Raw genomic sequence first — 23892 nt, 5'->3', positions numbered from 1 at the left:
CCGTCAGCGAGAAGTGGGCAATAGGGATTGAGGCGCCTGGGTCGAGCGGGCTTCCATTTGTACGATCTGGTTGAGCAAGGCCGGTATGTCGAGAATCAACGCCACCGCACCGCTGCCCAGAATCGTCGAGCCGCTGATGCCGCGCAGTGCGCCGAACAGCTTGCCCAGAGGTTTGATAACGGTCTGGAACTCGCCGAGCAGGTCATCTACCACCAACCCGGCCTTGTGTTCGGCGTAGCGCACCACCACCACGTTCTGGCGTCGTGCAGCGGGGCCTTCATGGTTGAAGTGATCACGCAGGTAGACCAGCGGCAACACTTCGCCACGCAGGTCGAGGTAGCCGCTGTCGCGGGTCAGGTGACGATTCTGTTCGTCCAGCTCGATGCATTCCTGAACCATGTCCAGCGGGATCACGTAAGTCGACTGATCGATACCGACCAGAAAACCATTGATGATCGCCAGCGTCAGCGGCAGGCGAATGCGCACGATGGTGCCCTGACCGGGCTGGCTGTCCAGGTCCACAGTGCCGCGCAGCAAGGTGATATTGCGTTTCACCACATCCATGCCGACACCACGCCCTGACAGGTTGGTGACGGCCTCGGCGGTAGAAAAACCCGGCTCGAAGATCAGGTTGTAGATCTCCTGATCGGTGAGGCTTGCGCCAGCTGCCACCAGCCCGCGCTGCTGGGCCTTGTCGAGGATCCGCTCGCGGTTGAGCCCCGCACCGTCGTCGGCAATTTCAATGACGATGCTGCCGGAGTCGTGGTACGCATTAAGGCTCAAATGACCTTTTGCCGGCTTGCCTGCCGCGCGACGTGCTTCGGCGCTTTCGATGCCGTGGTCCATGGAATTGCGCAGTAGGTGCATGAGCGGGTCGCCGATCTTCTCGACAACGGTTTTGTCCAGTTCGGTTTCCGCACCGTTGATAATCAGGTCGATGTCCTTGCCCAGTTCCTGACTGACATCACGTACTACGCGGCGAAAACGATTGAAGGTGTCGCCGATGGGGATCATGCGCAGGTGCAGCGCGCCATCCAGAATTTGCTCGACCAGCCCCGACACGGTCGAGCTGGCTTCCTGAAGCGGGTCGTTGTCGCACGAACGGGCCAGCAGGCTGGCCCCGGCGCTAGCGATGACCAGTTCGCCGACCAGATTGATCAGCTCATCAAGCTTGTCGGCATTGACGCGCACATAACGACCGTCCTTGTTTTTCTGCTCGCTGGCCGAAGAAGGGCGCTCTAAAGCTGTTGCCGCAGCAGGCGCACGCGGCACGGCACGCTGGTCACCCAGCAGTTCGCCGCTGGCAACCGCAGGACTTTGTCCGGTCTGCGAGACCAGGTCTGTGCCAGTGGGGTCGACGTGGTTTGCTGTCTCGCTCATCAAGGTGATTTCTACGGCGCAGTCTTCCCGCACGAAGTCGAACACTTCGTTGATCGCGGCATGCCCGGCAGACGAGCGAAAATCGATCTCGAAGCCCAGGTGGCAGGATTCCGGGTCCCACGCTTCCAACGCCGGGATGCTGTCGGTGACGGTAGTGACCTGAACCATTTGCCCCAGCGTATTGAGGTAACGCAGGAACGACAGCGGGTCCATGCCGTTGCGAAACACATCCACGCCAAAACGCAGCGAGATATGCCATAGCACTTCGGCAGCCTGTTCATCGATCACACTCGGCGCTTGCGCCTCGTCAGCAGGCTGGGCATTGCCCGGCGCCTGATAGACCTGTAACGCCTGACGCAGCGCCGCTTCGCGTTCCAGTGCTGGTGGCTGCAATGTCTGGCCACGACTGGCCACTACGTCGATCAACTCAAGCATGTGATCGCCGGACTTGAGCAGCACTGCGATCAGCCCGGCGTCCACCGACACGCTGCCTTCACGCAGGCGGTCGAGCACGTCTTCAACGATGTGGGTGAAGCTGACGATAGGCGTCAGCCCGAATAGCCCGGCCGAACCCTTGATGGTGTGCGCTGCGCGGAACACTGCGCCAATCGCGTCCTGATCGCCCGGTTCGCTTTCGAGTTGCAGGAGAGATTCCTCCATGGCCTGCAAAAGCTCACGCGCTTCAACGATGAACGTCTGCTGTGCCTGATCGAGATTAATACTCACGATGACTTCCTTGATCCATCACTCGGCAATAATGCAAATGGACGCGCTACAGCACGACACCGGGATTACATAATTCGAAGGTTTCGGTGACTGCCTTGCTTTGCCCGGTCATGCGCAGCGAGGTCCCGGTCTTGCCGGCTTCGCGCTGGATGACTGCCAGCAATTGCAGGCCGGCACCGTCCATCTCGGTAACTTGCGACAAGTCGACTTCCACTCGCGCCGCACCAGTGATCTGTGGCAGCAAACGGGCGGCGAGTGCGGTCACGGTGTAGATCGTCAGCTCGCCGTCGATCTGCACGCGGGTGGCGTCAGGCTGATTGTCGTCTGGGGTTGGCATGCTGGCCTCCATGGCCCGTTGTCTCAGGGCAGGATCAGCTTGGAAACCGCTGCGAGCATCTGCGCTGGCTGGAACGGTTTGACGACCCACGCCTTGGCACCTGCCGCCTGACCTTCTGCCTTTTTCGATTCCTGAGACTCGGTGGTCAGCATGATGATCGGCGTGAACTTGTAACTGGCCAGCTTCTTCACTTCCTTGACGAACGTGATGCCATCCATGTTCGGCATGTTCACGTCGCTGATGATCAGGTGCACTTTCTGCCCGGTCAGCTTGCCCAGTGCATCTTTGCCATCGCAGGCCTCGATAACGTCGTATCCGGCACTTTTCAGCGCGATGCCGACAACCTGCCGGACACTGCTTGAATCGTCGACCACCAATACACTCTTAGCCATGATCTACTCCTAGAAAAACGTGATTTCCTGCGAACTCTGCTGTGCTGCCGATTCGCCGCGGTGAGTGCGGCGTTGCTCGTCGGTCGCGTAGGTGGACTCCATGCGCGCCAGCCATTGCCGGGCGTCGATGGCGACGGCCTCATCGGGAGACTGGCTGGCTTGCAACAGATGCGCGTGCAAAGAGTCGATGTTGTCGCGTACGTGAGCGAGAATCTGGCTGACCCGGTCCTGAAACTGCAGGTTTACAAGGACTTCGGTCATTTCGTCGCGAATACCGAAGCTCTCCTGCTTGAGCAGGTCGGCGGATTCGGCCAGGCGACCGGTAATGCTCTGGAAACGCTCCAGGACGTTCTGGATGCTTTGCTCGGAAGCTGCCACCGAATGGCTGTCCTGATCAGCACCGCTGGAGGCGGCCTGCACCAGTTGCGTGATGGCATTGTTGATGATGTCGACCTTGGCCGACATCTGCTGACCGGTTTCGCTGGACTTGCTCGACAGGCTGCGCACTGCGTCGGCGACCACGGCAAAACCACGGCCGGCTTCACCTGCGCGCGCCGCTTCAATCGCGGCGTTAAGGGCCAGCAGGTTGGTCTGTGCAGCAATCGCTGCGACGTCCGCGGCCATGGTGCGCAACTCGCCTGTGTAGGCGGTCAGGCTGCGAACCTGGGAGAGCGTCTGGTCGCGGCTGGCCTGGGTGGCTTTAAGGGAGTCAATCACCTGGCTCAGCTCGCTGTCGCTCTGGGACAGGACTTTCAGAGCGCCATCGGCATTCTGACCGTCCAGCTCACCGGCAGCGTGCTGCGAGGCCTGCACGGTTTCCTGCAAGCGTTCGGAAATTCCCATAAAGCGGCTGCTCAGCTCGACAATGGCGGTTTCGGTCTGCTGGCGCGAACTTTCGACCTGTTTGGCCCAGATCGGCATGGCACCGAGAAAGACTTCATTGAGCTGTGCATGGGAGGACATGGCACTGGTTTGAGCGTTATGTGCCTGGTGATGGTCCAGCGCTTGGGCAACAGCGCGACGCACGTCGTTCTGCTGGGTGCGGGCAGCCAGTGCACAGGCACCGAGACCTATAGCGAGCAGTGCCGCACAAGCAAGCAGATTGGTCGTACTTGTACCGGATTGCGTGAGGATCCAGGCAACGGCAGGTATGACGGGAATCAGAGAAAACCAGATGAAATGCGGACGACTTTGCGCAGGAGTACTGCTGGAATGATTCGACATCATGGGTTCGATCCTTGAACAGTGCAGCGTTGTACACGACTCAATGGTTATCTGCGCGGTGCAGACGAACTTGATACCTGTACGAGCGCCTTCCGTCCGATCGCATCGCGCAGAGCCCGGTCAGATTAAAAATAGCGGGTATTCAGGGCACTGCAAGTCAGCGCAGAGCGAGATGCACTCAAGAGCGTCCAGAGCGGCATGACGATAGTGTTCTCCCCGCACGCCTCTCGTTCCTCACGCTCCAGCGTGGGAATGAATTTCACGACGCTCTGCGTCGCAAGTTCTGCGCTGTACAGGTCAATTCAAGGAGGACGCAGGGCGCGCAGAAGGGCATGCCCACGCGAAGCATGGGCACGATGGTGTTCTTGCAGTCTGCGCTGCACAGGTCAATTCAAGGAGGACGCAGAGCGTCCAGAACGGCATGCCCACGCGGAGCATGGGCACGATGGTGTTCTTGCGGACTGCGCTGCACAGGTCACTTCAAGAGAGGACGCAGGGCGCGCAGAAGGGCATGCCCACGCGAAGCATGGGCACGATGGTGTGTTCCCGCACGCCTCTCGGCTGGCGGGCCTTAGTGCAGCTTCATCCGTGGCTCGGTGCCTTTGCCGATCTTGCTGCCCAGCATCAGCATCAGGGTGCGGAAGGTGCCGTACAGCGCCATCTGGTGCATGCGATACAGCGACACATAGAACATCCGCGCCAGCCAGCCTTCAAGCATTACGCTGCCCATCAGGTTGCCCATCAGATTGCCGACTGCCGAGAAGCTCGACAGCGAGATCAGCGATCCGTAGTCCTTGTAGGTGTACTCCGGCAAGGTCTTGCCTTCGATCCGCAGGCGCAGCGATTTTGCCAGCAACGACGCCTGCTGATGAGCAGCCTGAGCGCGTGGCGGGACGTTGCGGTCGGTGCCTTTTTGCGGGCAGGCGGCGCAGTCACCGAAGGCGAAAATATTCTCGTCACGGGTGGTTTGCAGCGTCGGCAGCACTTGCAACTGATTGATCCGGTTGCTCTCCAGCCCATCCAGCTCATGCAGAAACGCCGGGGCACGAATACCTGCCGCCCAGACTTTCAAACTGGCCGGAATGACCTGCCCGCTGGCCGTGATCAAGCCGTCGGCGGTCACTTCGCTCACCGCGGCATTGGTCAGCACCGTCACGCCAAGTTTTTCCAGTGTCTTGTGCACCGGCGCGCCGATACGCTCTGGCAATGCAGGCAGCACCCGAGGCCCGGCTTCGATCACGGTAATGCGCAGGTTTTCCGGCTTGATCTGGCCCAGCCCGTAAGCCGCCAGCTCGTGCGCCGCGTTGTGCAGTTCTGCCGCCAGTTCAACACCCGTCGCACCTGCGCCAACGATGGCCACGGTGATTTCCTGAGCACTGTCAGCCTGACCTGCGTGAGCACGCAGATAGTGGTTGAGCAGTTGCTGATGGAAGCGCTCGGCCTGTTTGCGGCTGTCGAGAAACAGGCAATGTTCCGCCGCGCCCGTGGTGCCGAAATCATTGGTGGTGCTGCCCACGGCGATGACCAGCGAGTCGTAACCCAGGCTGCGTGCCGGAACCAGTTCGGTACCGTTTTCATCCAGCGTCTCGGCCAGGTGAATCTGGCGACTGGCGCGATCCAGCCCGATCATGCGCCCGAGCTGAAACTGAAAGTTGTTCCACTTGGCCTGAGCCACGTAGTTCAGCTCGTCTTCATACGAGTTGAGCGAGCCGGCCGCGACCTCGTGCAACAGCGGTTTCCAGATATGCGTCAGGTTGGCGTCGACCAGGGTGACACTGGCCGTACCTTTCTTGCCCAGGGTTTTACCCAGGCTGGTCGCCAGCTCCAGACCGCCAGCGCCGCCGCCAACGATAACAATACGATGCGTCATAAGGATTACTCGGAAGGTTTAAGGAATTCGCGGGGAGCCTGATCTTCGCGAGCGCAAGGCAGCTCATAGCGTCAGAAGGCTCAATAAACGGGTTCATCACGGCAACACCGGGATCAGGAGCGGCCTGCGCTCGACTGGATGCCGGTTTGCCTGAAGGTACTCTTCGACACACCTTTGCGGTTCCGGGTTCAGGTGGCGGCTCAATTTATGCGTTGTCTCAAGCGTGCTGACGGGCAGGGGGCCAGGGATCAGTGATTTCCAGCGGCTCTACCTGCAACACATCGTCCAGGCGGATGATGCCGCTTTGTAACACTCGCGCAGTGATTCCGCCATGCCCACGCACCGCCTGAAAGGTTCCGCGACCAAGGCGCTGCTCCAGACGCGCACAAGGCTGGCACCAGCCAGTGGTTTCAAAAATCGCCTGGCCGATGCGAAAGCGTCGGTTTTTCAGGCTGAACAGGTTAATGCCGCTGATCACCAGATTGCGCCGCAAATCCTGCGGCACGATGGGGTTATCCGCAGAGCGGTTCAGCAACGAACCGACCACAGCCAGATGCTCCCACTGGATCAACGTCACCTGCCGTGCATTGCGCGGGCCAGGTCGCGAATGATCGCCGGTCAGCCCCGCTTCGCGCCTCGCTTCCACCGCGTCCAGTTCGATCATCTCGGCCCGCGACTCCGGGCGCACACCAATCCAGCGCACACGGCCTTGTTGAGGCACATCGGCCAGCAGTTCCTGCAAGGGGCTCATAAACTGATTCCAACATCGAAAACGACACTGCGCCCCAGGTTGGTACGCAAAAAGTCCGGAGCGCCCGGATGCGCGAACAATACCCGAGCAAAGGTCGGCCCCACCAGCGACAACGAACGCCAGCCCTGACGCAGGTACTCGGTCGGTGGCGGAAAATGACTGTTGAGGTCCAGCACCTCGCGCTTGAGGCTGGCGAAGGCGATGATATCCAGCCCGCCCAGGTCAATGCCGCGTTCGCGATAATTGGTGGATTTCTTGCGCAGGGTAGGGGCGAGTCGGTGCAGCAGTTCAGAGGCGGGAATCCGTTTGGGCTTGGCCTCTCGACGTACCAGTTGGCTCAACGAAAAAGCGCTACGTCGTCGCGCCAGCTCCTCACGCCACTCATCATTGAGACGACGGCCCTCATCGAGCACAAAAAACACCTCGAAACGCCCGTCACGAAACAGCACATCCGGCGGCTCCTGAGTGGCAGGCGTGAAGTCCTCGTTGCGATGCGCAATGTTCAGCCCCTGCAACAGGCGCTGACAAACCCAACGCTCACGCTCCCACTTCCGCGCATTGGAAAGAAAGGCGTTGGCTTGTTCGGCCTGGATCGTCAACAGGCGTAGGTAGTCTGAGTCATCCATAGGGCCAAGCTTAGCGTTCAAGTTGCCATGACTGGAAGAGTGAATGCAGGTGTGTAGGCTGGCAATTCATTTTTTGATCGCTTGCGAAAAATGCCCGCAGGCGCTGCTTTTATCGAGGCTCTTCAGGACAAGCCAAAAGGCGTTCTGAGATCACGCCACACGGTGTTCGTCGCTGACATCCAGAAAATGCCATCCATCGCCAAGACGTTCGCCATTCCCAAAATGCGCGATTACAGCTATCGCGTCATGCTTGATCGAGAGGTGCGCATCGTGCCGCAGTACGCAGGCGATGACGATAAAGGGCTGTGGTTACAGTTGCGCGACGGGCAGTTGGTCAGTCAGCAGCAGTTTGGCAATGCTGATGCGTTGAGGACTGCGTTGGAGAAGCCTTGGCCGTAAATACGATCATTATCGTTCCCGCGCTCCGCGTGGGAATGCATTTCTGGACGCTCTGCGTCCAACCTGGAATGTGCGGTGCGGCGCAGATTTGTGACGCGGAGCGTCACGGAATGCATGCCAACGCGGAGCATTGGCACGAGAGTCAGCTGTAGTTGAGTAGAACGATGAGCGCAGAGCGTGTGCATGCATCCCGGAATGTATCAATGCCCCCGGTGCGGAGCCTCCAGATCACCCGAGAACAATTCATCCTCAGCATCCGGGCTCACCGGAATCGAATGCTCTTCAGAAGCCCAGGCTCCCAGGTCGATCAGTTTGCAGCGCTCGGAGCAAAACGGGCGGCTCGGGCTGGCGGCGCTCCATTCCACCGGGGCATCGCAGGTTGGGCATTGGACGGTCATTGGTTGGCTCATGATTGGCCTCCACGCAAAGTAAGGTAAAAGTGGTGCAGCCGCTCGACTTCGCTGTTCAGCCAGGCGTGATCGCGGTCATTGACCAGCACATCGTTGGCATGGCGCAAACGGTCTTCACGCTGGATCTGCACCTTGAGAATGGTTTCGACCTGCTCCTGGCTGGAACTGTCGCGCAGCATCGTGCGCTCTATTTGCAGGTGTGCCGGAGTATCAATAACCAGCAGGCGCTGCACCATCCGGGATTGTCCGGATTCGATCAGCAGCGGCGAAACCAGAATGGCATACGGCGATTTGGCCTTGGACAGATGGCTGACGATTTCCTGATTGATCAGCGGGTGCAGCAGCGCTTCCAGCCAGCGTCGCTGCTCCGGGTTTTCAAAGATCACCTTGCGCAGCGCGCCACGATCCAGCTCGCCGCTGGCCTGCAAAACGCCTTTACCGAAGTGCGCGGCTATCTGCTCCAGCGCTGGACGCCCTGGCTCGACTACCCAGCGGGCGGCGTGGTCGGCATCCACAGTATCGATGCCAAGGTTGGTAAAGCACTGCGCCGCTGCGCTTTTACCGCTACCAATGCCGCCAGTCAGGCCAAGAATCCAGGGTTTTTGATCAGGGTGAGTCATCTGAAACCGGCAAACTGCATGTAAGAGTCGGTTATTTGACCACCCCAGAGCAAAGCGATCCACCCCGCAATGGCCAGATAAGGACCAAAGGGGATCGGCGTACCGCTTTCAACCCTGCGCACGCGCATCATGATCACCCCAAGCACCGCACCCACCAGCGATGACAGCAGGATGGTCAACGGCAGAATCTGCCAGCCGCCCCATGCGCCAAGCATGGCCAGCAACTTGAAGTCGCCATAACCCATGCCTTCCTTGCCGGTCACCAGTTTAAATAGCCAGAACACCGACCACAGCGCCAGATAGCCGGCCACCGCGCCCCACAGCGCATCGTTCAGCGAGGTGAACAGCCCGAAAGCGTTGACGATGAGGCCCAGCCACAGCAGTGGCAGCACCAGAGAGTCAGGTAACAGCTGGTGGTCGGCGTCGATCAGACTCATCGCCAGCAGGCCCCAGCTCAACACCAGCATCGCCGCTGCCTGCCAGCCGAAGCCGAAATGCCAGGCGACGTAGGCCGACAACACTGCGCAGGTCAGCTCGACCATTGGGTAGCGCATGCTGATGGGGGCTTTGCATTGTGAGCATTTACCGCGCAGCAGCAGATAGCTGATCAGCGGCAGGTTTTCCCTCGGGCGGATCTTGTGCGCGCAGTGCGGGCAACTGGAGCGGGGGCGGTTCAGGTTGAAGGCAGGCTGATCAGGTTCGGCGGGCAGGCCGAGCATTTCACGGGATTGGGCTTTCCAGTCGCGCTCCATCATTTTGGGGAGGCGGTAGACGACTACGTTGAGGAAGCTTCCGATGATCATGCCGAGGATGCAGCAGGTAATGACGAAGGCCAGCGGTGAGCTGGCCAGGAGGTCGAGGAGGGGCATGTCAGACGACGTTTCCGAGTTTGAAAATGGGGAGGTACATGGCGATAACAAGGCCGCCGACTATGACACCCAGCACAGCCATGATCATGGGCTCCATCAGGCTGGTTAAGTTGTCGACCATATTGTCGACCTCATCCTCGTAGTAGGTCGCTACCTTGTCCAGCATATTGTCCAACGCGCCTGATTCCTCGCCTATGGCCGTCATCTGGATTGCCAAGCTTGGAAAAACACCGGTCGATCGCATCGAAAAATTCAACTGCATGCCTGTGGAAACGTCTTGTTTGACCTTGTTTACAGCGTCTCTGAAAACAACATTGCCGGTAGCACCTGCAACTGAGTCAAGTGCCTCCACTAGAGGAACGCCTGCTGCGAATGTTGTTGCAAGCGTCCGCGCGTAGCGAGCTACGGAAGACTTGAAAATAAGCGGTCCAATGATCGGTACTTTCAGCAGAAACCGATCAATATTATCGCGAAATTTTTCAGACTGCTTATAAGCTCGTTTGAACAAAAAAGCGCCTACGAAAAAAAGACCCACTATTGCTAACCACCATTTCTGTACGATATCTGATAAGCCGATTACCATGAGAGTAAATGCGGGTAGCTCTGCGCCAAAGCCTGCAAAAACTGACTGAAACTGCGGCACCACTTTGATGAGCAAAATACCTGACACGATAATTGCGACGATCAACACAGCAATAGGGTATGTCATGGCTTTTTTGATTTTTGCTTTGAGCTTTTCAGTCTTTTCCTTGTAGCTAGCGACGCGGTCCAAGAGACTCTCGAGTGCACCTGCTTGCTCGCCCGCATCGACCAAATTACAAAACAGGTCATCGAAGTATTCCGGTTTCTGTCGCAGAGCCGTCGCAAAGCTGTTCCCTGCCGACACCTCCTGCTTCAGTGAGCCAACCAGTGCACGCATGTTCGGGTTTTCCGCACCCTCGGCAATGATGTCAAATGACTGCAGAAGCGGCACACCTGCCTTCATCATGGTCGCCATCTGCCGAGAAAAGAATGCGATGTCCAGCGGCTTGATCTTCTTGCCCTTGCCAAAGATCGAAACGGGCTTTTTACGTACCTTGGTGAAGTTGATACCTTGCTTGCGCAACTGAGCCTTTACGAGCGCAAGATTGTGCCCGCTCACTTCGCCACTGAGTTTGCCGCCTTTCTTGTCCACACCTTCCCATGTGTAAACACTGACTTTAACTGCCTTGCTGGCCATGCTTAATCCTTGGTCACGCGGTTGACTTCTTCAAGGCTGGTAATACCTTGCATGGCCTTCGACAGTCCGGAGGTCCTCAAATCATTGAAGCCGTCCTTGCGCATCTGCCTGGAAATCTCCAGCGAATTGCCTTCTTCCATGATGATGCGTTCCAGTTCTGGTGTTTTCTTGACTACTTCGTAAATGCCGACCCTGCCCCTGTAGCCGCCGTTGCAATGCTCACAACCTACTGGGCCATAGATTTTAAACGTACCGATCTTCTCCTCTGGAAACCCCTCCTGGATGAGCGTTTCCCGGGGTATGTCGAGCTCTTTCTTGCAATGGCTGCATAGCTTGCGCGCCAGCCGCTGGGCAATGATGAGGTTAATCGCCGTAGCGATGTTGAACGCTGCGACGCCCATATGATGCAAGCGAGTGAGGGTTTCTGCGGCACTGTTAGTATGCAGAGTAGATAACACCATGTGGCCGGTCTGTGATGCTTTAATGGCGATTTCGGCAGTTTCCAGGTCTCGTATCTCGCCGACCATGATTACGTCGGGATCTTGACGCAGGAATGCGCGCAATGCCTGAGAAAAGTCCAGTCCCTGACGCGGGTTGACGTTGACCTGATTGATGCCTTCCAGGTTGATCTCTACCGGGTCTTCAGCTGTGGAAATGTTGATGTCCACAGTGTTGAGAATGTTCAGGCCAGTGTATAGGGAAACGGTTTTACCCGAGCCAGTGGGGCCGGTCACAAGAATCATGCCTTGTGGTTGCTTCAGCGCTTCAAGATAAAGCGCTTTTTGTTCTGGCTCGTAGCCCAGAGCGTCAATGCCCATCTGCGCACTGGTCGGATCGAGGATCCGCATCACGATCTTCTCTCCCCATAGCGTGGGTAAGGTATTCATACGAAAATCGATGGCTTTGGTTTTGGACACACGTAACTTGACACGTCCGTCCTGTGGTTTACGCCGTTCCGAGATATCTAGGCTAGCCATGACTTTCAAGCGCGCGGCAATACGGTTTGCCAGATGAATCGGCGGTCTGGCGACTTCATGCAAGATGCCGTCAGTACGCAACCGCACGCGGAAGATCTTTTCGTAGGGTTCGAAGTGCAAGTCGGATGACCCTAATCGGATAGCATCCATCAGCATCTTGTTGACGAAGCGTACTACCGGGGCGTCGTCAGCGTCACTCTGAGTAGCAAGGGAGGTTTCCTTGCCGTCAGCCGGTTCGATGTCCAGACCCAGATCTACATCTTCCAGATTGCCCAGACCGCTATCACTGTCAAAAAAGCGATCTATAGCAATAGTCAGCTTGTCATCTTCGACCAGAATAGCTTCGGTGTTCAGGCCCGTGCTGAACTGAATATCAGTCACCGCCTGATGATTGGTCGGGTCCGAAATCCCGATAAACAGTTTATTGCCGCGCCGCCACAGCGGCAGTGCGTGATGTTGTCGAACCAGCTTTTCACTCACCAGGCCTTTAGGCTGGCTTTCTTTGTCCAGGCTGGCAAGGTCCATGAATGGCACGCCAAACTGGTCGGAAGCCATTTCTGCCAGCGTCAGGCTTTTGACCAATTTGCTCTGGACCAGATAGCTCACCAACGAAATCTTGTCACGGCGCGCCTGCTGATACGCTTGCTGCGCAACAGATTCGGTAAGTAGCTCGGCGTGGACCAACTGTTTGGCCAAACCAGTGAGGACAGCATCAGTCATAAAACCACCAGACACAGACAATGGGTGGGTTATAGCGCAGTCGGGCTGTGCTGCCAAATGGCAGAGAGGCATGTGACGAAAATTGTCAGTTTCTACTGATTTCAGAACGTCCGTTGTCGCTCATAGATGGCGCTGGTGATGTCAGCAACCGAGAATAGGTTTTGGCACGACCTGTGCTTCAACGCTCCCAAGGCACTACCTAATTGACGCCTCGGAGAAGTAGAAATGAACGCACAAAAAGGCTTTACACTGATCGAGCTGATGATCGTTGTTGCGATCGTCGGTATTTTGGCGGCGGTAGCAATTCCGCAATACCAGAACTATGTCGCGCGCGCGAATGGCGCCAGCGCTGTCGCCACGCTTGATGCCGCGAAAACTCAAGTAGGAGTCAATTCGCAAGAAGGGCTCACTGCTCTCTGCACTAACGTGACCCTGCCTACAAGTGCTACATGTGATGGTACAACGGGCAAGTTGGTTAGCGCGTCGGTTGGGAATGGTACTTCTGCAACTACCGCTACTTTGGCTCCTACCTTTACTACAAGTGGGGTGACTTGGGCTTGCTCGGTAAGTAATGCCAAGTCTGCTTCCAGCACATGCGCCGCCGGTAGCTAACTAGCTTGACGTTCAGGCTGGCTCATCACTCTGATAGGGTGGTGAGCCCCTAATGTGCTTATTTTTCAATAAAGTTATATGTCCGGTCACTATAAATCACTGCAATTTGTTAATGTGTGGTTTTAGACTGTTTTGAAAAGTTTTTGACTTGGCGTATCAATTTAAATAACCACCTCGCAGATGCGCAGTGCGCTTGCAAGAAAAAGCAGGCTTGTGAGGGCTTTTAGTCTATATCTTAGTTGAGTTTTATTTTTGCTAGCAGTGCTGAGAACTCATGCTTTTTTTCTAATATGTTACACCGTTCTTTTTGTCAGTATATACACTGATGGTTTTGCTTCGCACGATGTTCAAAGGTTGGGTCAATGTGTCATTGGGGTGATGTCCCTTGCCTTTCTTTTTTTTCATCGCGTAATGAAAGCTACCAGCAGTGGCGTTTTTATTTTTTGGGTCAAGGTTGCTTTTCAAGGTCTGCTATTGGTAGGGCTTATGTCCAGTCTTATGGCTCATCAACCAACTTGGGCACTGACAGAACTATCAACTCTACTACTCTCCTGCGCAATTGCCACTGCATTCACACTGCAAAGACAACATCACGGTGCCCAACTGGATCGCGCCTTTATAGGCTTTGTCATCCTTATCTGCACTGTTAAAACAATCCAGTTTCTATCCGCCTCCACCGCAGCATTCCTCAGCTCCGCCCCAACCCTGGACACTGACCTGCTACTCGACGGCTTTTCCAACAAGCGCTTTTATGGCCAATTTCAGACCTTCACTCTGCCCTTACTAGTGCTGCCACTACTACTGCCCTCCACGCGACGCTCAATCAAGGTCGGTTTGTTCTGCCTGACCAGCCTCTGGTGGATGATCGCGATCAGTGGGGGGACTCGGGGCACATGGCTGGGCATGGCCGCCGCAGTTGCAGTTGTGTTCTGCCTCGGCCGTGCCGGACGCCGTTGGGCTGGTTGGCAGATGGGCGCGGCCTCGACGGGGCTTCTGCTGTTTACCCTGCTGTTCAACGTGCTGCCAGGCCTGCTGGGTATCGAAGTCAGCAATTTCGCAGGCGACCGCCTGACGACCTCACTGTCCGCACGTGAAATTCTCTGGCAGCAAGCATGGGAAATGATCAAAGAGCGCCCGCTCCTTGGTTTTGGTCCCATGCATTTCGCTGATATATGGAATGCCGTGGCAGCGCACCCACATCAGGCCATTTTGCAATGGGCCTGTGAGTGGGGGATTCCCTCGACGTTATGCGTGGCAGGCCTTGCGTTATACGGGTTGAGCACCACCGCGGTACTATTGCACAAGCGCGCGCTGTCTCTTGAGCCTGTAGACCTAATGCGCCTGTGCCTGTTCGCCAGTCTCGTTGGTGCCCTGACCCAGTCGATGGTCGACGGCGTGATCGTCATGCCCTATTCACAACTCTGGCTGGCGATCATTGTAGGCTGGCTACTGGCGTTGCATGAATGGCAAACAGCCCCTCGTCCGGCCAGTGTTGCGCTCAGTCGTGCTTGGCTGCTTTGCCTGACGCTTGCGACAGGCATGATTCTCTACACCATTGTTCGCGACCTACCCGACATGGACACACGCATGCAGCAATTTGGTGAAGACTTCGGTGGTCGGTATCTTCCACGTTTCTGGATGCAGGGGGTTATTGCGCATCCATCTGGGAGGTAAGCCCCTGGCTTGTGCTAGCATTTTCCATATATCCACTCGCTCAGCCCGGTGATATTTGATAGCTGGGTTCCTTTTACCGTGTAAATAGAGCCCTTTCTTTCGGAAGTATTCAATGTCTCCAAAGATGCCTTTACAGGGTGCGGAAATCACGTCGGGCTTCTCGCTATTTTCTTTACTGAGGAAAAGCAGTCCTCTGATCGCTCAGTGGATGTCAACGATTTACGGCGCTGCGATGTCGCTTGGCATTTCAATTTTCCTGGCACGTAGCATGGGGCCTGACGCGTTTGGCGCTTACACCTACATTTATGTTCTGGCGATGTTTTTGGCGTTGATCCAGGATGCGGGTCTCAAAACCCTGCTGCTGCGTGAGAGGACATCCCCCACAGCTGCGCTAGAGACTTTGAATCAGGTCCTGCCAAGCCAAGCGTTGCTGCATCTGGTGATCAGTAGTGCGGTGCTGATGCTGGGTGCTTATCTGGCGTCGCGCTGGCTGGATGGCACGTCACTGGCCGCTGCCGTATTTTGTTTTGGCGCAATGACACTGGTCATGTGGCTCTCTTCGTGGCTAAAGGGGGCCGGGGATTTTGCCAGGGACGCGTTTTTCCAGGTTTGCGCGCGAAGCCTGAGCGCGCTGATGATCCTGAGCAGCATTGCTATTTTCGGCCTGACGCCAGTAGTGATCTTTTCTGCCTGGGGGGTTGGTCTACTGTTGACCTTCGTCTGGTTTCGCCGGGATCTGCCTGCGCTGCCCAGAATCCGGCTGGCATTGCCTGTGTGGGCTTACCGCAGTGCGTTTGTCTTTTTGCTGATGAACCTGCTGACCACGATCTACCATCGCGTAGACATAGTCATTCTCCACAGCGTTCTGGGCTACGTGCGGGAGGTCGGCTATTACGCCGTTGCCTGCCGTCTGATCGATGGCGTCATGTTGCTAGCCACACCGATTGCCTTGGTCATGTTTCGACGCATGCGGCGGCTGGCTGCGACGCCGGAAGGCAGCGTCGGCTTCAGCCGTAACGCTGTCTTCGTAGCCCTCGCAATCGGTATCGCGTTGGCGGGTATAGGCTGGACTTCGGGCGAATGGGGCGTTGGTCTGATGTTTGGCAGCGCGTATGCCGACGAGACTCGACCTGTCATGGGGTGGTTATCGATTTCTCTGATCTTCGAGTTACCGAATCTGGTTCTCGTTCAGTGCGCAATCGCAACTCATCGTGAGCGCTTTTTCATGATCAGTGCCGCGTTTTCACTGCTGGTCAATCTGTGTTTCAACGCTTGGTTGGTACCTGTTCATGGAGCCCTTGGCGCCGCATGGGCCACCGTGGCTTCCGAAGCTCTACTCACTCTTTGGTTGTTACTGGGCGGTATGCTCGCAGTAAAGCACGACACGTCTGCTCAATAAGGCCCTCGCCTTAAACTATCCGCCGAGGGCCGTAAGTCAGAGCTAAGTGCTAACGCACAACCCCATCAACCCGAGCCCGCCCTTTAAACCGCCTCCTCACCCCAACCACAACCATCACCACCAGCAACCCCACCACCACAAAAAAGATCGTATTAAAAATCGGAAACGGCTGATCACGGCTCGTCACCGCCTCAACCTCTGTCACGTTGGGAAACATCGACAGGATCGTTATCCTCCAGCCGTAATAACGAATCAGCGCCAGTTGCTGGGCATCACGCGAGTAGCCCTGGGCTTTGGCCTGGATGTCGGCGGAGTCGAATTTGAAGTACCACGGGAAGCTCCAGCCGGTGTCTTCGTTGCGGTAGACCACGACTTTCTTGGTGTCCGGGTCTTCGGTGTTGATGAAGTACACGTCGCGGGTCGGGCCGTCTGCCGGGTTTTCGGCGTTGATGACGCCGTCGGCGTCCATTCTTTTGACTTCCACGCCGGTGATCATCACGACATCATGGCGCGGCAAGACGTAATAAAGGCTTAATGCGCCGATCCCGAGTGCCACGAATACCACAAGCCAAATCGACCTTCTCAGCCACTTCATACCAGCGTCCTCTGTTTAAAATTGCGTGACTTTGCCCTAATCCGAACATTTCGAAGCAAAACAGTTATTACAAAATTCGACAAGGCCGTTGCAGATGGCGTTGTCTTCCGGAGATTTACATGATTTGGTTCCTTGAAGGGCAGTCCAGCCAGCGTGAAGTGATCATGGGCGCGCGTGATGCGCTGCCTGCGTCGGTGCAGATTATCGCCTCGCATCGCCAGCAGCGCTCCGAAATTACCGGGCAGGCCCATCTGGCACTGCAAGAGCCTGTCGATAATGAAGAGCGTATCGACTGGGTGCTGGAGACCGCTCGTTCGCTGGGCGTCCGGACTATTGTCGCCGGGCGTATAGGCAGCTTTTACGAAGCTCAGCGTGCACGTTTTGTTGCCGAGGGTTTGGACCTCGTCACGGGCGGAACGTCCCAGCAGACCTTCATGAATGTCGATGACAAGAGCCGCTTCACGGCGGCGGCCGAGGCGGCGGGTCTGGCTTGCATTCCCGGAATTGCCGCGAGCAGCGCCGAGGAGTTGCAGGCGGCTTACGATTCGTTGTCGGTATCTGGCGAGGTGTGTATCAAGCCGGTGGTCGGGATTTACGGGCGGGGCTTCTGGCGGTTCAAGGCCGATGTCGACGATTTTCGCTGTTTCGCCAATCCGGATGCGCGTGAAACGACTTTTCAGGCGTACCTTAATGCTTATCGTCAGGCCGAAGACGTACCGGCGATGCTGCTGATGCCGTATATGCCCGGCAGTGAATGCTCGGTGGACATGGTCTGCGAGCACGGCAAGGCGGTTGCTTTCGTCGGGCGGCGCAAGGTGGGGCTGAATCAGACCTTCGAGCGCGACAGCGAAGCGGTGCAACTGGCGGTGCGCGCAGCGGAGCATTTTGCCTGCGACGGGCTGATCAATGTGCAGACCCGTGACGACGCTGACGGCAAGCCGCGTTTGCTGGAAATCAACCCGCGTTACTCCGGCGGGATCGGTTATACGCGTGAAACCGGCGTCAACCTGCCGGGTATTTTTGTGACACGCCGTCTCGGCTTGAAAGAACCGGAAACACATTGGCTTGAGGATATCCGCGTGAAGGCCATCACGGTCGCTGTACGGGCCACGGTTTGATCGGGATAATAGATTTTTGCTATCACTAATCGCTCTTATCAGGGAGGATCGGGCATGAAGCTTCTTGCGCCAGGTGCAAACACTGCTTTAGCAAACGCCCACTGCACCTGGAATCTGGAGAGCGGCAAATCTTCGGTTTTTGGTGAGTACGCAGCAGTCGCTTTGCTGGCGGTCAACGACAAGCGCCAGCCCATGGGCGACCCGGCGCTGCTGCACCAGGAACAGAGCTGGATGGAGTGGAGCGGCGGCCCTCAGGATGTTGGCTGTACGCTCAGGCTGGACAGGCTTCCGGCGGGCAGTGATCGCGTGTTGTTGATGGTCTATGTATATGCAGCCATGGGGCCGGTCCGTGACGTTTCCAGCCTGCATCTCAAAGTGGATGCCGACATCGAGCATCGGCTGGATCTGCGCGATAACGGCGAAGCGGCGATCATCATCGGCGAGTTCTACAAGCGTAATGAACAGTGGAAATTCCGCGCGCTGAGCGAAGGCTCGGCGTACGGGCTGTCGGCGTTCGGGCGCAAGATCGGCCTGGACGTTGATGACCGTCACCCGCGCCACCCGTCTGGTGGCTCCGGTGGCGGGCCTCGGCATGAGTCGGCGACCGGCACGGCATTTGTGGTCGGCCCGGCGCACGTCATGACCTGTGCGCATGTCATCGAAGACATGGGCGTGTTCTACATCACTTCACTGGAGGGCCGTTACAAGGCCGAGCCGGTGGTGATCGACCGTCGCAATGACATCGCGCTGTTGCGAGTGCAGGGCGCGCCGCCGTTGTCTCCGGTTACATTCCGGGACGGGCAGGGCTGTGAGCCGGGTGATACCGTAGCGGTCCTGGGTTACCCGTTGGCGTCCATTTCCGGTGGCGGGCTGCAGGTGACGCAGGGCGGGATCTCCGGTCTGTTCGGTCTGCACAATGACGCCAGCCTGTTCCAGTTCACGGCACCGATTCAGCCAGGGTCCAGTGGCAGCCCGCTGTTTGACAACGGTGGCGCGGTGATCGGCATGGTGACATCCACCGTGCCGGACGGGCAAAACATGAACTTCGCAGTGAAGTCCGCACTGCTGCTGTCCTTTCTGCAGGCATGCCGTATCGATGCGCCGCATGCCCGCCCGGAAAGGTCGTACACCACCACAGAAATCTCACGCGCCGCACAGTCATCGTTATGGCTCGTTGAAGCTTCTCGCCAATGACGTCGGTGTTGCCTGCTCAAGTGGCAGGCGTCTGGGGCTGCGGCCCCGTTACTCAGGAATTTAACAATGGACAGCAGCGCAGCTTTTTCCAACTCTACAAAGCTTCGTGCTGACCTGCTTCGTGGTCGTCTCGACGTCAGCGTCGATTCGTCCACTATTGCCCCGGATTCTCTGTTCGGCTTCGCTGAACGGCGCAACCCCAAGCGCGCATTTCTGTTCGTGTCCCGGGTGCTTGGGCGTCATATTCCCGCGCGTCCGGGCGTGATGCTGAAAAGTTTTCAGGACCTGGCGCACAAGATTCCGGCAGACCTGCCCGGCCCGGTGCTCGTCATCGGCATGGCCGAAACCGCAGTCGGTCTCGGTGCCGGCGTGCACCGTGCCTACAGCGCAACGCGATCTGATGCCTTGTATCTGGTCAGCACGCGCCATCCTACCGGCAGCGAGCTGTTCGCCCGCTTTGAAGAAGAGCACAGCCACGCCAGCGCTCACCTTATCCATCTGCCTGTCGATCCGGCGCTACGCGAGATGATGCTCGGCGCACGTTCGCTGGTGCTGGTCGATGACGAGGCGTCGACGGGCAAGACCTTCATCAACCTCCATCAGGCGCTGGTCGAGGCCGGGCTGAGCAACATCGAGCGGGTGGTGACCTGCGTGCTTACCGACTGGTCGGCAGGTGCAGTCAGCACGTCGATGGGCGCAGTGGCCGAGCAGGTCTCGTTGTTGCAGGGCTCGTACTCTTTCGATGAAGACGTGAGCGCGCCATTGCCGGACATGCCTGAGGTTGGCACCGTGGCAATGGGCGACTGGCCGCTGGTGACCGCCAATGACTGGGGGCGGATGGGCGTGTTGTCGGTTGCCGATACGCTGGCGCCAGGGCTTACCGTGCAAAAGGGTGAACGCGTTCTGGTGGTGGGCACCAGCGAGTTTGTCTGGCGGCCGTTTCTGCTGGCCGAGCGTCTGGAAAAAGCCGGTGCCGATGTGCATTTCAGCTCTACCAGCCGTTCACCGATTGCACTGGGGCATGCCATCGACCATGCGCTGTCGTTCTCCGACAACTATGGCCTGGGCATTCCCAACTTCCTGTACAACGTGCGGCCGGGTCAGTTTGACCGGGTGCTGATTTGCACCGAAACCCCAAGGCAGGCCGTACCCGCCGAGCTTATCGAAGCGCTGAACGCCGAGGTTATCTGCGATGAGTAACGACCGCCCGCTGATCTTCGTCGATCTGGACGACACACTCTTCCAGACCGCCCGCAAAACGCCCGCGAACATTGAAAAACATGTCGCAACGCTGGATATCAGCGGTAACGCCAATGGCTACATGACCAACGTGCAGAAGTCCTTCGCGCACTGGCTGCTGGCGCATTCCGATGTGGTGCCGGTGACGGCGCGCAGTGTCGAGGCCTACAGCCGGGTCAAACTGCCGTTCACTGCAGGCGCAATCTGTTCGCACGGCGGTGTGATGCTCGATGTCATGGGGCGGCTGGACCAGGACTGGAACGAGCAGATGAAAAATACCCTGGCCAGCTATCAATCGCGGTTGCATGAATTGTCTGCCGCCACACTGGCGATTGGTGAGGAGCTGGGCTTTTCACTGCGCGGCTGGGTGGTTGAAGAGGCGCAGCTGTTTCATTACGTGGTGACAAAGCATAACGAGAGTGATGACAACGTCCTCAGCAAAGTGCTGGCCGAAGTGCAGGCCCGCGGCTTGCTCGATGGCATGCACATCCACGGCAATGGCAACAACCTGGCCTTTCTGCCCGAGGGGCTGGCCAAGCGTTACGCGGTTCAGGAGTGGCTGCGGCGCGACAAGGCCATCAATGGCGAACGCCCGGTGCTCGGTTTTGGCGACAGCATTACCGACCTGGGTTTCATGGACGAGTGCCACTGGTGGGCGACACCCGCCCGCAGTCAGTTGGCGAAAATGTTTGTCGGAGCAGAGCATGAGTGATCCCGTTCACGGGCTCGATACGGTAGGCAGTGGCAGTTATCTGTACGACGACGTGCATTTTCTGCTGCGCAGCGTTGCGATGCAGACCACCAGCGTGGTGGAGAAGGAGCGCCTGATCCAGACACGCCAGAAGCACTACTCGGAAATGATCAGCGAGGAGTCCGCCCCCAGCGCCGCTCACAAGGCGTTGTATGAGCGTGCACTCAGCCAGAACGGTTTGCGCATGGCAGATGACGTGCAAGCCCTGGCGCAGGCGCTTGACCGCGAATGCACCGGCGCTGAAATCGTTCTGGTGTCGTTCGTGCGTGCCGGTCTGCCGCTGGGTGTGTTGTTGCGTCGGGCGCTGATCGATCTGCACCGCGAAGCGCATCACTACGGCATTAGTATTGTTCGTGATCGCGGCATCGATAAAGTCGCGCTGGAGGCCATCATTCTGGCCCACGGCGCGCAGAACATCGTATTTGTCGACGGCTGGACCGGCAAGGGCGCAATTTCGGGTGAAATACGTCGCAGTCTGGCAGGCGACACGCGCTTCCCTAAAGAACCACGACTGGTGGTGCTGGCCGATCCCTGCGGCAGCGCCTGGCTGGCGGCGTCGGCAGAAGACTGGGTGATTCCGTCCGGTATTCTTGGCGCGACCGTGTCCGGGCTGGTGTCGCGCTCTATCTGGCCGACGGACGGCGGGCTGCATGGTTGTGTGGTTTACGAGCAGTTGCAGGGCCACGACGTCACGCAGTCTTTTATTGAACACATCGACAGCCAGCGTCGTCAAAACAGTTCTACGCTCACGCTGACACCCTGGACGCTGACTCAGCGAGCCGGACTCAAGTACGCCGCATCGCAGGTGGTCGACCGCTTGGCCGAACGCTTTGATATCACTAACTTCAATCGCATCAAACCGGGCATTGCCGAAGCCACTCGCGCAGTCATGCGCCGTGTTCCAGACCATGTGCTGGTACGCAATCGGGCGGACAGCGATGTGCAATTGCTGCTGCACCTGACCGAAAAAGCGGGGATTCCCGTTGAAGAAGTCGGCGATGTGCTGGGGCCTTATCGGGCAGTGACCATCATTCGGAGTCTGAGCTAATGGCCTTATTTTCGCCTTATGCGTTGGGGGCAACGCTGTACATGCCCGCCACCCGCGATGACATCGTCGATGTGGTGTTCGGTGAAAAGATTCCCGAACTGCGTTCGCTGGTCGTGTGCCTGGAAGATGCGGTAGCGCTGATTGATGTCGATACAGCGCTGGTCAACCTTCGCCAGGTGCTGACCCGCATTCAGGACCGTGGCGGCCGCCCGGCCAACGGTCCGCTGTTGTTCGTTCGTCCGAGAGATGCCTCAATGGCGCGGATTCTCAATGACTGGCCGCTGATGGCGCACGTTGACGGGTTCGTTGTCCCCAAGCTTTCGCTGAAAAGTCTGACGAGTTGGGAGCAGTCCGTTACCAACCCGGCACTGGCGTTGATGCCTACACTGGAAACCCCGGAAGTGTTCGATCCGACGGCAATGGTCGAACTTGGGCAAGCGCTGAAAGCCAGTCTGTACGAGCGGATCATTGCGTTACGTATCGGTGGCAATGACCTGATGGGCTGTCTGGGGCTGCGCCGCAATCCGGCCATGACCCTGTATTCGACGCCCATGGGCTATGTGATCCCGATGCTGGCGGGAGTGATGGGTTCGCAGGGTTTTGCGCTCACTGCGCCAGTGTTTGAGCAACTGGCCACACCTGACATTCTGGAACATGAACTGGCGCTGGATATTACCAATGGGTTGGTCGGTAAAACGGCAATTCACCCCTCGCAGGTCAATATCATTCAGAATGCACTACGCGTCAGTCTGGAGGACATGAACTCCGCCCGGATGATTTTGAACTCTGTGGCCCCCGCAGTGTTCAAGTACAACGATGCGATGTGTGAACCGGCTACCCATTACAAATGGGCAACCCACATCATGGAGCGCGCCAAATGGCATGGAGTGTTATCCGCACCCGCTTCGATCATGGATGCCAGCATTCGACTCGCTGAGGCAGTTAGCTAGATGATAGAACCTGACCTTGAAACCGTAGAACCTGATCTTGAACCTGTAGGACCTGATCTTGAAATCGAAGTGGAACAACGCCTGCTGGCGGTTTTCGATTTCGACGGAACCATCACCCGGCACGACAGCTTTGTGCCTTTTCTCAAGTTCGCCTTTGGGCAACGTGCCTTTTCCGTGCGCATGGCCCGCCTGGTGCTGCCGAGCATCGGCTATCTCGCCAAGCGTGTGACCCGCGACGAACTGAAGGGGCGCTTGATCAAGGCGTTTCTCAGCGGCGTTGAAGTGCAATGGCTGCAGCAAAAGGCCGAGGCGTTCTGCCAGTCGCACTGGAACCGCCTGATGCGCCCGGCTGCGCTGGAGTCCATCGCCGCCGAAATCGAGAAGGGCGCCATTGTCACGCTATGTTCAGCATCGCCTGCTATGGTTCTGCAACCCTTCGCTGATCGCTTGAAAGTAGAGCTGATCGGCACCAATCTGGAAGTCATCGACGGCAAACTGACTGGATTGATCGAAGGCAGCAACTGCCGTTGCGATTCGAAAGTCGCACGCCTTGAAAGTGTTTATGGGCCGCTCACGCAGTTCCGGGTTCGTGCCTGGGGCGACACGCGTGGTGATCACGAATTGCTCGCCGCTGCTCAGGATGCGCACTGGCGTCTGTTCCATCCGACGTGGCGTCGAGGCCGTTATAAAGGCCCCGTTAACGCCAAGTTACACAATCCTGATGGCAAAGATGGGCCAACACGGTAAGGCTGTAACACTTTTATCCGAATTCCGACGTTCACATGGAGCGAA

At 57.5% G+C, this 23892-nt stretch carries 24 protein-coding genes and 1 pseudogene; 11 read left to right on the top strand and 14 right to left on the bottom strand.

Going from position 1 to position 23892, the window contains the following annotated elements; all coding sequences use genetic code 11:
* Positions 1-3: 3 nt before the first annotated feature.
* The 8 genes from RYB66_RS07635 to RYB66_RS07600 all read right to left on the bottom strand — a co-directional run bounded on the left by RYB66_RS07635 (position 4) and on the right by RYB66_RS07600 (position 7306).
* Positions 4-2106 carry a chemotaxis protein CheA gene (locus tag RYB66_RS07635; protein WP_316894185.1) on the bottom strand — a complete coding sequence of 701 codons (2103 nt, stop codon included), beginning with the start codon at positions 2104-2106 and terminating at the stop codon, positions 4-6.
* Positions 2107-2152: 46 nt separating this feature from the next.
* Positions 2153-2443 carry an STAS domain-containing protein gene (locus tag RYB66_RS07630; RefSeq protein ID WP_316894183.1) on the bottom strand — a complete coding sequence of 97 codons (291 nt, stop codon included), beginning with the start codon at positions 2441-2443 and terminating at the stop codon, positions 2153-2155.
* A gap of 23 nt (positions 2444-2466) precedes the next feature.
* Entirely contained in the window at positions 2467-2835 is a 369-nt protein-coding gene (locus RYB66_RS07625; RefSeq protein ID WP_002553206.1) for a response regulator, read from the bottom strand.
* A gap of 9 nt (positions 2836-2844) precedes the next feature.
* Positions 2845-3678 (bottom strand): methyl-accepting chemotaxis protein, encoded by an 834-nt coding sequence (locus RYB66_RS07620; protein ID WP_371321922.1) that lies wholly within the window; start codon positions 3676-3678, stop codon positions 2845-2847.
* Between the two features lie 952 nt (positions 3679-4630).
* Positions 4631-5929 (bottom strand): NAD(P)/FAD-dependent oxidoreductase, encoded by a 1299-nt coding sequence (locus tag RYB66_RS07615; protein ID WP_316894181.1) that lies wholly within the window; start codon positions 5927-5929, stop codon positions 4631-4633.
* Between the two features lie 96 nt (positions 5930-6025).
* Positions 6026-6133, bottom strand: coding sequence for a DUF3094 family protein (locus RYB66_RS07610; RefSeq protein ID WP_080164415.1), 108 nt, complete (start codon positions 6131-6133; stop codon positions 6026-6028).
* 13 nt (positions 6134-6146) lie between these two features.
* Positions 6147-6680, bottom strand: a complete 534-nt coding sequence (locus RYB66_RS07605; protein WP_005745473.1) for an MOSC domain-containing protein — start codon at positions 6678-6680, stop codon at positions 6147-6149.
* A complete protein-coding gene (locus RYB66_RS07600) occupies positions 6677-7306 on the bottom strand; it encodes a DUF1780 domain-containing protein (protein ID WP_003430735.1) in 630 nt (209 codons plus the stop codon). Before RYB66_RS07600 ends, RYB66_RS07605 begins: the two co-directional genes overlap by 4 nt.
* A 114-nt stretch (positions 7307-7420) precedes the next feature.
* Here RYB66_RS07600 and RYB66_RS07595 point away from each other — a divergent pair.
* Positions 7421-7705: pseudogene (locus tag RYB66_RS07595) on the top strand (hypothetical protein); the annotation flags it as partial.
* A gap of 200 nt (positions 7706-7905) precedes the next feature.
* Here RYB66_RS07595 and yacG read toward each other — a convergent pair.
* Genes yacG through pilB form a run of 5 tightly spaced genes read right to left on the bottom strand, consistent with a single transcriptional unit; the run spans position 7906 to position 12520 of the window.
* A complete protein-coding gene (gene yacG, locus RYB66_RS07590; protein WP_005745477.1) occupies positions 7906-8115 on the bottom strand; it encodes a DNA gyrase inhibitor YacG in 210 nt (69 codons plus the stop codon).
* Positions 8112-8735: a dephospho-CoA kinase gene (coaE, locus tag RYB66_RS07585; protein ID WP_005745478.1), complete on the bottom strand. Its 624-nt coding sequence runs from the start codon at positions 8733-8735 to the stop codon at positions 8112-8114. Before coaE ends, yacG begins: the two co-directional genes overlap by 4 nt.
* On the bottom strand, positions 8732-9604 hold the full coding sequence (locus RYB66_RS07580; protein WP_005745479.1) for a prepilin peptidase: 873 nt from the start codon (positions 9602-9604) through the stop codon (positions 8732-8734). Before RYB66_RS07580 ends, coaE begins: the two co-directional genes overlap by 4 nt.
* 1 nt (position 9605) lies before the next feature.
* Positions 9606-10823, bottom strand: coding sequence for a type II secretion system F family protein (locus RYB66_RS07575; RefSeq protein WP_005745480.1), 1218 nt, complete (start codon positions 10821-10823; stop codon positions 9606-9608).
* Positions 10824-10825: 2 nt separating this feature from the next.
* Positions 10826-12520 (bottom strand): type IV-A pilus assembly ATPase PilB, encoded by a 1695-nt coding sequence (gene pilB / locus RYB66_RS07570; RefSeq protein WP_005745482.1) that lies wholly within the window; start codon positions 12518-12520, stop codon positions 10826-10828.
* A gap of 225 nt (positions 12521-12745) precedes the next feature.
* Here pilB and RYB66_RS07565 point away from each other — a divergent pair, with 225 nt between their 5' ends.
* From RYB66_RS07565 to RYB66_RS07555, 3 genes are all read left to right on the top strand, one after another.
* A complete protein-coding gene (locus RYB66_RS07565; protein ID WP_005745483.1) occupies positions 12746-13132 on the top strand; it encodes a prepilin-type N-terminal cleavage/methylation domain-containing protein in 387 nt (128 codons plus the stop codon).
* A gap of 486 nt (positions 13133-13618) precedes the next feature.
* On the top strand, positions 13619-14806 hold the full coding sequence (locus RYB66_RS07560; protein ID WP_371913363.1) for an O-antigen ligase family protein: 1188 nt from the start codon (positions 13619-13621) through the stop codon (positions 14804-14806).
* A gap of 112 nt (positions 14807-14918) precedes the next feature.
* On the top strand, positions 14919-16205 hold the full coding sequence (locus RYB66_RS07555; protein ID WP_046835325.1) for a polysaccharide biosynthesis C-terminal domain-containing protein: 1287 nt from the start codon (positions 14919-14921) through the stop codon (positions 16203-16205).
* 49 nt (positions 16206-16254) lie between these two features.
* On the opposite strand, the gene RYB66_RS07550 is transcribed toward RYB66_RS07555, so the two are convergent.
* The gene (locus tag RYB66_RS07550) at positions 16255-16800 is read right to left on the bottom strand and encodes a DUF1523 family protein (protein ID WP_005745486.1); all 546 of its coding nucleotides are present in this window, start codon (positions 16798-16800) and stop codon (positions 16255-16257) included.
* 119 nt (positions 16801-16919) lie between these two features.
* Here RYB66_RS07550 and RYB66_RS07545 point away from each other — a divergent pair, with 119 nt between their 5' ends.
* The 7 genes from RYB66_RS07545 to RYB66_RS07515 all read left to right on the top strand — a co-directional run bounded on the left by RYB66_RS07545 (position 16920) and on the right by RYB66_RS07515 (position 23847).
* On the top strand, positions 16920-17918 hold the full coding sequence (locus RYB66_RS07545) for an ATP-grasp domain-containing protein (RefSeq protein ID WP_005782703.1): 999 nt from the start codon (positions 16920-16922) through the stop codon (positions 17916-17918).
* Between the two features lie 54 nt (positions 17919-17972).
* On the top strand, positions 17973-19112 hold the full coding sequence (locus RYB66_RS07540) for a trypsin-like peptidase domain-containing protein (RefSeq protein WP_122359039.1): 1140 nt from the start codon (positions 17973-17975) through the stop codon (positions 19110-19112).
* 66 nt (positions 19113-19178) lie between these two features.
* Positions 19179-20312 (top strand): phosphoribosyltransferase domain-containing protein, encoded by a 1134-nt coding sequence (locus RYB66_RS07535; RefSeq protein WP_002552029.1) that lies wholly within the window; start codon positions 19179-19181, stop codon positions 20310-20312.
* Positions 20305-21063: a hypothetical protein gene (locus tag RYB66_RS07530; RefSeq protein ID WP_005782705.1), complete on the top strand. Its 759-nt coding sequence runs from the start codon at positions 20305-20307 to the stop codon at positions 21061-21063. Before RYB66_RS07535 ends, RYB66_RS07530 begins: the two co-directional genes overlap by 8 nt.
* On the top strand, positions 21056-22150 hold the full coding sequence (locus RYB66_RS07525; protein ID WP_010196269.1) for a cysteine protease StiP family protein: 1095 nt from the start codon (positions 21056-21058) through the stop codon (positions 22148-22150). The genes RYB66_RS07530 and RYB66_RS07525 overlap by 8 nt, the downstream gene beginning before the upstream one ends.
* Complete coding sequence (locus RYB66_RS07520; protein ID WP_316894173.1) at positions 22150-23100, top strand: HpcH/HpaI aldolase/citrate lyase family protein; 951 nt, start codon at positions 22150-22152, stop codon at positions 23098-23100. The genes RYB66_RS07525 and RYB66_RS07520 overlap by 1 nt, the downstream gene beginning before the upstream one ends.
* Entirely contained in the window at positions 23101-23847 is a 747-nt protein-coding gene (locus RYB66_RS07515; RefSeq protein WP_005782713.1) for an HAD-IB family hydrolase, read from the top strand.
* Positions 23848-23892 lie beyond the last annotated feature (45 nt).

The organism is Pseudomonas syringae group sp. 243L2, assembly GCF_032587875.1.
GTDB classification, from domain to species: domain Bacteria; phylum Pseudomonadota; class Gammaproteobacteria; order Pseudomonadales; family Pseudomonadaceae; genus Aquipseudomonas; species Aquipseudomonas amygdali.
Note: the sequence above shows the minus strand (reverse complement) of the source record. Positions and strands in the feature narration are given on the sequence as shown.

Coding starts and splice junctions, on each gene's coding strand:
- RYB66_RS07630 (WP_316894183.1), bottom strand. CDS start 2,443: ATGCCAACCCCAGACGACAATCAGCCTGACGCCACCCGCGTGCAGATC.
- RYB66_RS07625 (WP_002553206.1), bottom strand. CDS start 2,835: ATGGCTAAGAGTGTATTGGTGGTCGACGATTCAAGCAGTGTCCGGCAG.
- RYB66_RS07620 (WP_371321922.1), bottom strand. CDS start 3,678: ATGGGAATTTCCGAACGCTTGCAGGAAACCGTGCAGGCCTCGCAGCAC.
- RYB66_RS07615 (WP_316894181.1), bottom strand. CDS start 5,929: ATGACGCATCGTATTGTTATCGTTGGCGGCGGCGCTGGCGGTCTGGAG.
- RYB66_RS07605 (WP_005745473.1), bottom strand. CDS start 6,680: ATGAGCCCCTTGCAGGAACTGCTGGCCGATGTGCCTCAACAAGGCCGT.
- RYB66_RS07600 (WP_003430735.1), bottom strand. CDS start 7,306: ATGGATGACTCAGACTACCTACGCCTGTTGACGATCCAGGCCGAACAA.
- yacG (WP_005745477.1), bottom strand. CDS start 8,115: ATGAGCCAACCAATGACCGTCCAATGCCCAACCTGCGATGCCCCGGTG.
- coaE (WP_005745478.1), bottom strand. CDS start 8,735: ATGACTCACCCTGATCAAAAACCCTGGATTCTTGGCCTGACTGGCGGC.
- RYB66_RS07580 (WP_005745479.1), bottom strand. CDS start 9,604: ATGCCCCTCCTCGACCTCCTGGCCAGCTCACCGCTGGCCTTCGTCATT.
- RYB66_RS07575 (WP_005745480.1), bottom strand. CDS start 10,823: ATGGCCAGCAAGGCAGTTAAAGTCAGTGTTTACACATGGGAAGGTGTG.
- pilB (WP_005745482.1), bottom strand. CDS start 12,520: ATGACTGATGCTGTCCTCACTGGTTTGGCCAAACAGTTGGTCCACGCC.
- RYB66_RS07565 (WP_005745483.1), top strand. CDS start 12,746: ATGAACGCACAAAAAGGCTTTACACTGATCGAGCTGATGATCGTTGTT.
- RYB66_RS07560 (WP_371913363.1), top strand. CDS start 13,619: ATGTCCAGTCTTATGGCTCATCAACCAACTTGGGCACTGACAGAACTA.
- RYB66_RS07555 (WP_046835325.1), top strand. CDS start 14,919: ATGTCTCCAAAGATGCCTTTACAGGGTGCGGAAATCACGTCGGGCTTC.
- RYB66_RS07550 (WP_005745486.1), bottom strand. CDS start 16,800: ATGAAGTGGCTGAGAAGGTCGATTTGGCTTGTGGTATTCGTGGCACTC.
- RYB66_RS07545 (WP_005782703.1), top strand. CDS start 16,920: ATGATTTGGTTCCTTGAAGGGCAGTCCAGCCAGCGTGAAGTGATCATG.
- RYB66_RS07540 (WP_122359039.1), top strand. CDS start 17,973: ATGAAGCTTCTTGCGCCAGGTGCAAACACTGCTTTAGCAAACGCCCAC.
- RYB66_RS07535 (WP_002552029.1), top strand. CDS start 19,179: ATGGACAGCAGCGCAGCTTTTTCCAACTCTACAAAGCTTCGTGCTGAC.
- RYB66_RS07530 (WP_005782705.1), top strand. CDS start 20,305: ATGAGTAACGACCGCCCGCTGATCTTCGTCGATCTGGACGACACACTC.
- RYB66_RS07525 (WP_010196269.1), top strand. CDS start 21,056: ATGAGTGATCCCGTTCACGGGCTCGATACGGTAGGCAGTGGCAGTTAT.
- RYB66_RS07520 (WP_316894173.1), top strand. CDS start 22,150: ATGGCCTTATTTTCGCCTTATGCGTTGGGGGCAACGCTGTACATGCCC.
- RYB66_RS07515 (WP_005782713.1), top strand. CDS start 23,101: ATGATAGAACCTGACCTTGAAACCGTAGAACCTGATCTTGAACCTGTA.